12 protein-coding genes are annotated in these 10,278 nt (G+C 64.7%); 7 read left to right on the top strand and 5 right to left on the bottom strand.

Translation table 11 applies throughout. From position 1 onward, the window contains the following. The first annotated feature begins 6 nt into the window (after positions 1-6). From mihF to rpoZ, 3 genes are read left to right on the top strand one after another with little or no spacing between them, the layout of a single operon-like run. Positions 7-327: an integration host factor, actinobacterial type gene (gene mihF, locus CGLAUT_RS06635; RefSeq protein WP_095660032.1), complete on the top strand. Its 321-nt coding sequence runs from the start codon at positions 7-9 to the stop codon at positions 325-327. A 5-nt stretch (positions 328-332) separates the two neighbouring features. Further along, the gene (gene gmk / locus CGLAUT_RS06630; protein ID WP_095660031.1) at positions 333-953 is read left to right on the top strand and encodes a guanylate kinase; all 621 of its coding nucleotides are present in this window, start codon (positions 333-335) and stop codon (positions 951-953) included. Between the two features lie 13 nt (positions 954-966). Next, the gene (gene rpoZ, locus CGLAUT_RS06625; RefSeq protein ID WP_415877118.1) at positions 967-1,284 is read left to right on the top strand and encodes a DNA-directed RNA polymerase subunit omega; all 318 of its coding nucleotides are present in this window, start codon (positions 967-969) and stop codon (positions 1,282-1,284) included. 116 nt (positions 1,285-1,400) lie between these two features. Here the strand turns inward: rpoZ and CGLAUT_RS06620 are convergent, their stop codons facing one another. After that, the gene (locus tag CGLAUT_RS06620; protein WP_290184179.1) at positions 1,401-2,054 is read right to left on the bottom strand and encodes a LysE family translocator; all 654 of its coding nucleotides are present in this window, start codon (positions 2,052-2,054) and stop codon (positions 1,401-1,403) included. Positions 2,055-2,201: 147 nt separating this feature from the next. Here CGLAUT_RS06620 and coaBC point away from each other — a divergent pair, with 147 nt between their 5' ends. Both coaBC and metK read left to right on the top strand, forming a co-directional pair. Then, positions 2,202-3,470: a bifunctional phosphopantothenoylcysteine decarboxylase/phosphopantothenate--cysteine ligase CoaBC gene (gene coaBC / locus CGLAUT_RS06615; RefSeq protein WP_290187068.1), complete on the top strand. Its 1,269-nt coding sequence runs from the start codon at positions 2,202-2,204 to the stop codon at positions 3,468-3,470. A 93-nt stretch (positions 3,471-3,563) separates the two neighbouring features. Further along, entirely contained in the window at positions 3,564-4,802 is a 1,239-nt protein-coding gene (gene metK / locus CGLAUT_RS06610) for a methionine adenosyltransferase (RefSeq protein ID WP_290184178.1), read from the top strand. A gap of 12 nt (positions 4,803-4,814) precedes the next feature. On the opposite strand, the gene CGLAUT_RS06605 is transcribed toward metK, so the two are convergent. From CGLAUT_RS06605 to CGLAUT_RS06590, 4 genes are all read right to left on the bottom strand, one after another. Continuing rightward, positions 4,815-5,744 (bottom strand): hypothetical protein, encoded by a 930-nt coding sequence (locus tag CGLAUT_RS06605; RefSeq protein WP_290184176.1) that lies wholly within the window; start codon positions 5,742-5,744, stop codon positions 4,815-4,817. A gap of 5 nt (positions 5,745-5,749) precedes the next feature. Next, a complete protein-coding gene (locus CGLAUT_RS06600) occupies positions 5,750-6,127 on the bottom strand; it encodes a hypothetical protein (RefSeq protein ID WP_290184174.1) in 378 nt (125 codons plus the stop codon). Between the two features lie 11 nt (positions 6,128-6,138). Next, positions 6,139-6,528, bottom strand: coding sequence for a polysaccharide deacetylase family protein (locus tag CGLAUT_RS06595; protein ID WP_290184172.1), 390 nt, complete (start codon positions 6,526-6,528; stop codon positions 6,139-6,141). 155 nt (positions 6,529-6,683) lie between these two features. Then, positions 6,684-7,538: a polysaccharide deacetylase family protein gene (locus CGLAUT_RS06590; RefSeq protein WP_290184171.1), complete on the bottom strand. Its 855-nt coding sequence runs from the start codon at positions 7,536-7,538 to the stop codon at positions 6,684-6,686. 167 nt (positions 7,539-7,705) lie between these two features. On the opposite strand from CGLAUT_RS06590, the gene CGLAUT_RS06585 reads away from it, so the two are divergent. Both CGLAUT_RS06585 and def read left to right on the top strand, forming a co-directional pair. After that, complete coding sequence (locus CGLAUT_RS06585) at positions 7,706-9,730, top strand: primosomal protein N' (protein WP_290184169.1); 2,025 nt, start codon at positions 7,706-7,708, stop codon at positions 9,728-9,730. 36 nt (positions 9,731-9,766) lie between these two features. Beyond that, on the top strand, positions 9,767-10,264 hold the full coding sequence (gene def, locus CGLAUT_RS06580) for a peptide deformylase (protein WP_290184167.1): 498 nt from the start codon (positions 9,767-9,769) through the stop codon (positions 10,262-10,264). Positions 10,265-10,278 lie beyond the last annotated feature (14 nt).

The raw sequence follows: 10,278 nt of genomic DNA, 5'->3' as shown, positions 1-10,278 counted from the left end.
GAACCCGTGGCACTTCCACAGTTGACCGATGAGCAGCGCAAGGCAGCCCTGGAGAAGGCAGCGGAAGCTCGCAAGCAGCGCGCTGAGCTGAAGGCATCCCTGAAGCGCGGCGAGACCACGCTCAAGGACGTCCTGGACAAGGCTGACACCGACGAGATCGTGGGTAAGACCAAGGTCTCCGCACTCCTCGAGGCAATGCCGAAGGTGGGCAAGGTCAAGGCCCGCGAGATCATGGAAGAGCTCGAGATCGCTCAAACCCGCCGCCTGCGCGGCCTGGGCGAGCGCCAGCGTCGCGCCCTCCTGGAGCGCTTCGGTTACGAGGCGTAAGACCCGTGGCAGAAGGCACACCGCGTGGCAAGCTGGTCGTTCTGGCCGGCCCGTCCGCTGTTGGAAAATCCACGGTGGTCCACCGGCTGATCACCGATGTGCCGAACCTCTACTTCTCCGTGTCGATGACCACTCGGGCACCCCGCCCAGGTGAAGTCGACGGCCAAGACTACTTCTTTGTCAGCCCGGCACATTTCCAGGAGCGGATTGATTCCGGAGAGATGCTTGAGTGGGCGGACATTCACGGCGGTCTTCAGCGGTCCGGCACCCCAGCTGGTCCGGTTGAAGAGGCGCTGGCGGCGGGACGTCCCGTCCTCGCGGAAGTGGATTTGGCAGGTGCGCGTGAGATCAAGCGCTTGAAGCCGGAAGCTGCCACTGTGTTTCTCGCCCCGCCGTCGTGGGAGGTGCTTGTAGAACGCCTTACTGGCCGCGGTACGGAGACCGAGGACGTGATTCAGCGCCGTCTGCAGACTGCGCGTGAAGAACTTGGCGCCCAAGGCGAGTTCGACTCCGTCGTGGTAAACGACGACGTGGAACGCGCTGTTGCCGCGATTGCGGCAATTTTGACTGACACACACAACATCGCCGATACTGGTGTCTCTGACACCACGGATAGCGAACACTAGCGAGAAGGTTTAAGTGAGCAACGTAACCGACGATCTGTCGCAGACCTCGTCCCAGTCCGCAACCGCGGAGCAGGACCTGGTGTATGACACCCCGGAGGGCATCACCGAGCCCCCGATCGATGAGCTGCTGACTAAGGTTTCGTCCAAGTACGCACTGGTCATCTTCGCGGCCAAGCGTGCTCGCCAGATCAACAGCTTCTACCAGAACTCCGACGAGGGCGTGTTCGAGTTCATCGGCCCCCTGGTCAACCCGGAACCGGGCGAGAAGCCGCTCTCCATCGCGCTGCGTGAGATTGAAGCTGGTCTCCTCGAGCACGAAGAGGGCCAGTAAGCCCCCAGATTTTCCGCGCCGCGGAATGTGATGCGCGTAGAGCCGACCCTTTTGGGGTCGGCTCTTTGACGTTTTGCACCAAGCGGGATAGGAAGAAAGCGGTGAACGGCCAGAAGTCAGCGATTGCTCTTCACGCTCACGGCGCCTTCGGCCATCATCCAAGCGCCCAAACAGACGAAGATGGAACCGGTGACCATGTCGACGACGTGCCCGCACCGGGCGAGTAGACCTGCGAAAAGATCGACTAGCAGCGCGAACCCGACTGACATCACCAGCCCGATCACGAAAAGGGTGATGAGGATGATCGCCATCCATTCCCACCCCATGCCCGGAGTTATGAATTGAGCGAAAACCGCTCCGAAGAAGAGGACCGACTTGGGGTTAGAGAGATTCGTCGCCAAACCCACGCCGAAAGCCGTGCGGGTTACAAGCGTCTGGCTGTGGCCGTTGCCGGGGAGAGTGACCTTGGTTCCATTTCGCCAAGCCGAGTAACCGCTCCTCACCGCACTGATACCCATGTACAGCAGATACGCTCCACCGACCAGCTGCAATCCGGCCAACAGGTGAGGGGCTGCTTGCATAAGAGCGCTCAATCCCAGAAGTGAGGTTGCGATCCAGATTGCGTAGCCAACCATAATCCCAGTTGCGCAAGCGATTCCAGAGGCTCGTGATTTCACGCTGAAGCGAATGATCTGGACAACGTCGGGGCCTGGTACCGCCACCGCAGCGGCAAAGACTCCGATGAGGGCGAGGAAATCAGTGGTCGTCAACGTGTTGCTCCTGAAGCACGAAGTGTGAAGGCAGTTTGGTAGGCGAAGTTTAACGCAGCTAGAGCCGCCGCATACCCGAAATATGGCGAGTGCGTTTCAAACGGGCTGCCGGTGCGCTGCTGCGTAGACTTAGCCAGCATGAGTGAGATGAGCCAGACTAACGAGGTTGGAGATGGCGTGGCTGCCCAGCGACCCATGAACGTGGTGATCGGCGTTGCAGGCGGTATTGCCGCCTACAAGGCGTGCCACCTCGTCCGCGAGTTCACCGAATCGGGCGCGAATGTGCGGGTGGTGCCGACCGAGAACGCATTGGAATTCGTCGGTGCGGCCACATTCGAGGCGTTATCCGGCAACCCGGTCGATACCGGTGTATTCACCCGAGTTGACGAGGTGCAGCATGTGCGCGTGGGGCAAGAGGCGGATCTGATCGTCGTTGCTCCCGCGACCGCGGACTTGATGGCGCGCATCGCGGCCGGACGTGCTGACGATCTGCTCACCTCGACGATTCTGGTGGCAATGTGCCCCGTGGTCATCGCTCCGGCGATGCATACCGAGATGTGGCTCAAGCCCGCGACTCAAATGAACGTGGATACTCTCCGCACGTTCGGCTACACGGTGCTCGACCCGGCACATGGTCGACTCACCGGCAAAGATACTGGCCCGGGACGCATGCTCGAACCGGCCCAAATCGCCGAGCTCGCACGCACCGTGGCAGCCACCGGAAGGATTGCGCGCAGCCTGGCAGGGAAGCGCGTTCTCATCAGCGCCGGTGGCACGCAGGAGAACATCGACCCGGTGCGCTACATCGGCAATCGCTCGTCGGGCAAGCAGGGGTTCGCGCTTGCAGAAGTGGCCGCGCAGCGCGGCGCCGAAGTCACGATCGTCGCTGGCAACACCGCCGAGCTAAACACCCCGGCGGGAGCCGAGATCGTGCGCGTGCGCTCCACCCGCGAGATGGAGGCAGCGATGCAGGAACGCGCGGGCGACGCGGACCTGATCATCATGGCCGCAGCCGTCGCGGACTATCGCCCAGAGCACGAGGCGGATTCGAAGCTGAAGAAGGGGAGCGCTGATGATGCGCTCTCGACGATTCGGTTGGTGGAAAACCCTGACATTCTCAAAGGACTCGTCGATAAGCGAAATGCTTCTGGCGCTGACACCGTGATTGTGGGCTTTGCTGCGGAGACGGACAACCCGCTGGAGTACGGCCGTGCGAAGCTTGAGCGCAAGGGTGCGGACCTGCTGATGGTGAACTCAGTCGCCGGCGGGAAGGTGTTCGGGGAGGAGCGCAACAGTGGTTGGATCCTTGGGGCCGACGGGTCTGAGACGCCGGTCGAGGACGGGTCGAAGCAAGTCGTCGCCGTGCAAATCTTGGACGCGGTGGAGCGCTACTGGGGCCCTGCTTTGCAGAGTTAGACAGCTTGGTCTATCGTGATTGCATTCGGCCGCTTCGAGGCCGGCAACGAAACCTCTTCGTAGACCCCATCTTTGTGAAAGTGTGAGACTGCTTTGTCTGCAACCAGCGCCGCAAGCACCACGGGCGAGTTCTACCGCCTGTTCACCTCCGAATCCGTGACCGAGGGCCACCCGGACAAGATCTGCGACTCCATCTCGGACGCGATCCTCGACGACATGCTCGCCCAGGACCCGAGCTCCCGCGTCGCGGTGGAGACGCTGGTGACCACCGGCCAGGTGCACGTGGTGGGAGAGGTGCGCACTTCCGCGTACTCCAACATCGCTCGCATCGTGCGCGAGCGGCTCGTGGAGATCGGCTTCACCTCCTCCGAGGTGGGCTTCGACGGCCACACCTGCGGCGTGAACGTGGCCATCGGCGACCAGTCCGAGGAAATCGCCGCAGGCGTTACCACCTCCCAGGAGGTTCGCGAGTTCGGCGACGCCGAGGAGCTCGCCCAGTCCGGCGCCGGCGACCAGGGCCTCATGTTCGGCTACGCCACGAACGAGACGCCGGAGTACATGCCGCTGCCGATCGCCACGGCGCACCGCCTCTCGCGCCGCCTGAGCCAGGTGCGCCACGAAGGCGTCGTGAGCGGCTTGCGCCCGGACGGCAAGACTCAGGTCACCTTCGCCTACGACGGCGAGCGCCCAGTGCACCTGGACACCGTGGTCATCTCCACGCAGCACGACCCGGACTTCACCGGTGCAGCCCTTGCCGATGCGATGCGCACCCACGTGCTTGAGTGGGTGATCAAGGATGCCGGTCTCGAGCAGTATTACTCCGATGAGACGAAGCTGCTGGTCAACCCGTCCGGTTCCTTCGTGCTCGGCGGCCCAATGGGCGATGCGGGGCTCACCGGCCGCAAGATCATCGTCGACACCTACGGCGGCATGGCCCGCCACGGCGGCGGCGCGTTCTCGGGCAAGGACCCGTCAAAGGTGGACCGTTCCGCCGCCTACGCCATGCGCTGGGTGGCCAAGAACATCGTCGCCGCAGGTCTCGCGGACCGCGTCGAGGTCCAGGTCGCCTACGCCATCGGCCGCGCGAACCCGGTGGGGCTCTACGTTGAGACCTTCGGCACCGCCGCCGAGGGCCAGACCGACGAGTCCATCCAGCAAGCGGTGGACAAGGTCTTCGACCTGCGCCCGGACGCGATCATCCGCGAGCTCGACCTGCTGCGCCCCATCTACTCCCAGACCGCGACCTACGGCCACTTCGGCCGCACCGATCTGGACCTGCCTTGGGAGCAGCTCAACAAGGTAGAGGAACTCAAGGCAGCAGCAGGGGCTTAAGGGCAGTTCGCTTTACGACGGCCTGTTGACCGTCGTCCCAGGCTCCGCCGCGGCTTCGTCAGTGGCTGCTGCATCGCGTTGCGCTTCATCGCGCTCGGCCTCCCACCGCGCCTTTTCCGCCTCCGACTTGCGGTGATTGCGCAGTGCCAAGATGCCGACCACGATGCCCAGCACCACCGGCACCCAGATCTTCGAATACTCGACGAGCCACTCGACCCACATGGGCATCTCGGGGAGATCCGGTAGGTTAAGTCCCGGCCAATTCGGCGTGGGCAGGTCAAGCTGCGGCAGGTTCGGCACCGGCAGGTCAAGGTGCGGCAGCGTGATGTCCGGCATTTGCCAGTCGGGGAGGTACTGGGCCAGCCAGTCGAAGAACCGTGAGATCACCGGCGCGAGTACCAGCACTATGACCGCCCAGGCGCCCTTGCCCAGCCCCTCTAGCATCGGGATGACGGTGCGTTTAAACGAACTGGACTGCATCGCGTTGCGCCGCTTTTCGCCGCGAGTGCCTTCAGGCGGGTCAAACTCGACGACACGATCGCCCTCGCGAAACTCCACCTGCAGCAGCTCCTTGAAGGGGCTGACGACGAGCTTCAGGTGCGGTTTCGCCCGGTCGATACCAATGTGCATCATCGGCGGCAGGGTCTCACCTGGGCCTGTACCGAACAGCGGAATGCGCCCGGAGTCGAGGTCTGAGTAACGGTTCTGCACCTCACCGTTGACAAGTACCTCGACGCGGGTCGGGGGCTTGTTCTTTAGCGCGCGAACTCGCTGCCACGGTGAGCCGTATGCGGGGACTGGGGTGATCGCGTCGGGGGCCTTGGCAAAGCGCTCGGGCAGCTGCTCCGGCCAAGAGGGGTCTTCGGCCAGGAACTCGTTGTCGAAGCCGGTGCGGATCTCGATGCGGCCGTGCTCTGGGTGTTGGAGGGTCCAAGTTTCCACGTTGGTCAGCCTTTCGTCGACAAGCGATGTGCCGATACGTTCTGGCCCGCAGCTGCCGCGGCTGCCGCAACCACCGTGCACCCGAGGGCGTAGATGAAGGTGCCGTCGTTGAAGTACAACCACTTGGCGATGCCGAACCCGAAGCCCGCGAGGATGGGGAGCGACCAGGTGAAACGGTAGATTAGGCCGTCGACGAAACCCGCGATTGCCGCGGTGGCGAAAATGAGGATGAGCACCGGGACGACGGCGCCCTGCCCGCCGAACGCGGGGATGAGGATGAGGGGGCCGAGCACGTATGCCGCGAACATGACATACGGCGTGGCGTGTTGCCAGCCCCGGCGCTCAGACGGCTTGTCGATGTCAAGTGTCGAATTCTCGCTCATGCCTTGAGAGTTTACGGACGTTGCGCATACACGCGTCCGGGGTCCGCGTCCGGAATCATCTTGTCCAGGCTGACCGAGCGCAGGCCCTTCGCACACAGGCCGTCGATGACACACGGCACGGCGTCGACGGTCGGGGCGTGGATGTCGTGCATGAGGATGATTGAACCGGGGTGCGCTTGATCGACCGCGCGGCGGCAGGTCTCCTCCGGGTTGCGGTGCTTCCAATCGAGGGTGTCGTCGTCCCACATCGCGATGGCCATGCCGCGTTGCTTGGAGGCCTCGACCACGCGCGCGTCGTACTCGCCGTAGGGCGGGCGCATCCAGTGAGGGGTCTCACCGATTGTGCGCTCGATGGCGTGGTTGGTGGTGGCGAGCTGGTACGCGATGCCGGCGTTGCTCACGACTAGGCAGCAGGTTCGCCGGCTGCGCGGCGGCGGGAGAGGTAGTTATCGGGGCAGCGACGGCGAAAACCGCCGCGGCGGAGAGCGCCACGGCGGTTATTCGGTGAAGAAGATTCCGCATTCTTAGCTGGTGGAAGTCTTAGTTGCTGAAGGTGTTAGTTACCAAAAGCGTCGAAGTCCGTGCGGGTGCGGTAGACGTTGCCCGGGGTCGGGTTCGGAACCAGCTGGTCCAGGGTGACCGGCACGAGGCCCTTCTCCAGAAGGCCGTCGATGATGCACTCGGTCGACGCCACGGTTTCCTTGTGCACGTCGTGCATGACCACGATGGAGCCGCCCTTGGCCTGGTCAAGCACGGTCTGGCAGGTGCGCTCCGGGTTCTTGTGCTCCCAGTCGGCGGTGTCCACATCCCATGCGGTCACGGACAGGCCTGCGTCGCGAGACGCCTCGGTGACGCGGCCGTCGTAGTCGGTGTACGGCGGGCGCATCCACTTCGCTTCAACGCCGGTCTGCTCCTGGATCTCCCAGTTGGTGGCGAAGAGCTCGTTCCAGATCTTCTTGTCCGGGTGCTCCGGAAGGCGCAGGTGGTTGTAGCTGTGGTTGCCCACGGTGTGGCCTTCGTCCTTCACTCGGCGAGCCAGCTCCGGGTGCTCAGCCACGTTCTGGCCAATCATGAAGAAGCTTGCCTTGACACCGCGGCTGGCGTAGATGTCCAGGATTGCATCGGTGGTGCCGGGCATCGGGCCGTCGTCGTAGGTCAGGGCGACGCAGTTGCTGCAGTCGGCGGCCGGGGTGGGTGCTGGGGCTGCGGGCTCGGTCGACGGCTCCGAAGATGGCTCTGAAGACGGCTCCGTAGATGGTGCCGAGGACGGCTCCGTGGATGGCGCCGAGGTAGCAGTGGGCGTTGGCGCCGGAGCCGGTCGAGACGACGAAGACGACGAGCTTTGGCCTGGAACGCCCAGCAATAGGGCAAGGGCTGCCAGAGTGGCAAACACCGGCTGCAAGAAATTCATAGTTGTCCTTATAAATGTAGAAACTAGTCGCCGCGCGTGACGGCCAACATACAGTGCATAGGCAGCTTATCTTAAGGTCTAGTTATTCCTGCACTCAACCCAGCATTTTCTAGAGTACTCAACGCGGCACCAGGCCCAGTGTCGCCGCTGCACTAGGATCAACCACCATGTCAAATGCTCAGGCCGCTTCGTTACCCGTGGTGCGGGTACTGCCGCTGCTTGGGCTCGCGCACCTCGACCGTCACTTCGACTACCTCGTCACCGAAGCCGACTCCAGCGCGGCTCAGCCCGGGGTGAAGGTTCGCATCCGCTTCGCCGGTCGCCTCGTCGACGCGCTCGTGCTCGAACGCGCCTCAGCGACCACCCACCAGGGCAAGCTCAGGTTCATCGAGAGGGTCATCTCCCCGGAAGTCGTCGCGCCGGAGCAGCTCCGCATGCTTATCGACGACTTGGCCAACCGCTACGCCGGCACCCGATCCGACATCTACCGGGCAGCGATTCCCGCGCGCCACGCCAAGGCAGAGGAAACCGACACCAACACGCCGTGGAGCGACCTTAGCGAAACCCAAGAGCCTGATCTCTCCGCGTGGAGTGCGTACTCCTATGGGGAGTCCTTCGTGGACGCGGTGCTCGCCGGCAAGGTCGCCCGCGCCGCCTGGCAGGTCGCGCCTGGCGACGACTGGGCGGCGGCGCTATCGGCGCTGGCCGCGAAGGTAGCCATCGAGGGCGGAAGCGCCCTGATCGTTGTGCCAGACCAACGCGACGTGGATCGCGTTGCAGCAGCACTGCGAGACAGTGTCGGCGCGAAACAGATAACCACGCTCACCGCCTCCCAAGGCCCCCAAGCGCGCTACTCGCGCTACCTGTCCGTGCTGCACGGCCAAGCGCGCATCGTGGTCGGCACCCGCTCGGCCGCGTTTGCACCGCTCGTCGATCTCCGCCTCATTGCGGTGATGTTCGACGGCGACGACAACCTCGTCGACCCGCGCGAGCCCTATTTCCACGCCCGCGAGGTGGCTACTACCCGCGCCGCGCTCGAGCAGACTTCGCTGATCATTGGCGGCCACACCCGCACCGCCGAGGCGCAGCTGCTTGTCGAGTCGGGGTGGATGCACAGCCTGACCGCCCCTCGCGAGACGCTGCGTACCCGCGCGCCCCACATCCACGCCGCCGGTGACTCCGACTTCGAGCTGGAGCGCGACCCCCGCGCCCGCCAGGCCCGCCTGCCGTCGGTGGCGTTCCGGGCGGCGACGAAGGCGCTCGAGCGCGGCAAGCCCGTCCTATTTCAGGTTCCGCGCACCGGCTACATCCAAACGCTGGCCTGCGGGAACTGCCGTGCCCCGTCGCGGTGTCGCTGGTGCAATGGCCCGCTCGGCCTCCCGGAGGGCGGCGAGGCCGCCGCGCCAACCTGCCGCTGGTGTGGCCGCATGGACGCGCAGCACGTGTGCCCGGTCTGCGGCTCCCGCAAAGTCCGCGCCGTGGTGCTGGGTACCGAGCGCACCGCGGAGGAACTCGGCCGCGCGTTCCCGAAACACCGCGTGATCACGTCCTGGGGTGAAAAGGTCCGCGACACCGTTTCGCATGCGCCGGCCATCGTGGTGGCGACTCCGGGAGCGGAACCGCGGGTAGAAGGGGGCGTCGATAAGCAAAGCTACGGTGCGGCGATACTTCTGGATACCTGGGCGCTTGTGGGGCGGCCGGACCTGCGCGCAGTGGAGGATGCGTTTGCGAAATGGGCTGCTGCGGCGACCCTGGTCGAGCCCCATGCTGCGGGCGGCGAGGTGGTGATTGTCGCGGACCCTGCGGCCCCGGCCGTGCAGCACCTGATCCGCTGGGACATGCCGGGATTTGCGGAGCTTGAGCTAGCGCAGCGCCGCGACGCTCGCTTTCCTCCGGCAGTGCACATTGCGCTTATCGACGCCCCGTCCGACGCGCTTACCGACTTCTTTGCGCACGTCGATCTGCCCGAGCACGCCGAACTGCTCGGCCCGGTCGATCTGCCGGGGGGCACGCACCTGCCGGGGGAGTGGGACACGGGGGAGCATGGGCCGGCGCAACGCATGCTGGTGCGGGTGCCGCTGGCGAGCCGCACGGCGCTGGGCAAAGCGCTGCGCGCGGGTGCGGTGAACCGCGGGGCGCGCAAACAGGAGCTGCCACTGCGCATCCAGGTCAACCCGATCGACATCGGGTGAGTTGATCGACTGCGGGGGTCACTAGACTTGTCCGGCATGGCCCAACGACCCCTCCGCTACTTCGGCGACCCAGTGCTTACCACCGCAGCCTCACCTGTCGAACGGTTCGACGACGGGCTGAGGGTGCTGGTGCGGGACATGGAGGCCACCATGGACGCCGCCGGGGGCGTGGGGCTCGCTGCCAACCAAATCGGAGTGACCCAGCGGGTGTTCGTGTATGCCTGCCTGGGCATGCGCGGCCACCTGATCAACCCTGTCTGGCACCCGCTGGGAGATGCGATGCAGACCGGAGGGGAAGGGTGCTTGTCCATCCCCGGCATTCGCGCGGACGTCACCCGACACGCGGCGGTGGTGGCGACAGGGTACGACATGTATGGCAGGCCGGTGACGCTGCGGGCGAACGGGTTGCTGGCGCGCTGCATCCAGCACGAAACCGACCACCTGGACGGGGTACTGTTCCTGTCACGGATGGAACCAGCTGACCGCAAGGCCGCGATGGCGGAGATTCGCGCAGCTGACTGGTTCAACAACTAAGGAGGACACACCTT

The sequence above is a fragment of the Corynebacterium glaucum genome (genome assembly GCF_030408855.1).
Lineage (GTDB): Bacteria > Actinomycetota > Actinomycetes > Mycobacteriales > Mycobacteriaceae > Corynebacterium > Corynebacterium glaucum.
The sequence above is the reverse complement of the archived record's forward strand: the minus strand, read 5'-3'. Positions and strand labels throughout refer to the sequence as shown.

Excerpts from the sequence above, each read along its gene's own strand:
- coaBC (WP_290187068.1), top strand. The coding sequence starts at position 2,202 with ATGAGCCAGACTAACGAGGTTGGAGATGGCGTGGCTGCCCAGCGACCC.
- CGLAUT_RS06600 (WP_290184174.1), bottom strand. The coding sequence starts at position 6,127 with ATGAGCGAGAATTCGACACTTGACATCGACAAGCCGTCTGAGCGCCGG.
- CGLAUT_RS06590 (WP_290184171.1), bottom strand. The coding sequence starts at position 7,538 with ATGAATTTCTTGCAGCCGGTGTTTGCCACTCTGGCAGCCCTTGCCCTA.
- CGLAUT_RS06585 (WP_290184169.1), top strand. The coding sequence starts at position 7,706 with ATGTCAAATGCTCAGGCCGCTTCGTTACCCGTGGTGCGGGTACTGCCG.
- def (WP_290184167.1), top strand. The coding sequence starts at position 9,767 with ATGGCCCAACGACCCCTCCGCTACTTCGGCGACCCAGTGCTTACCACC.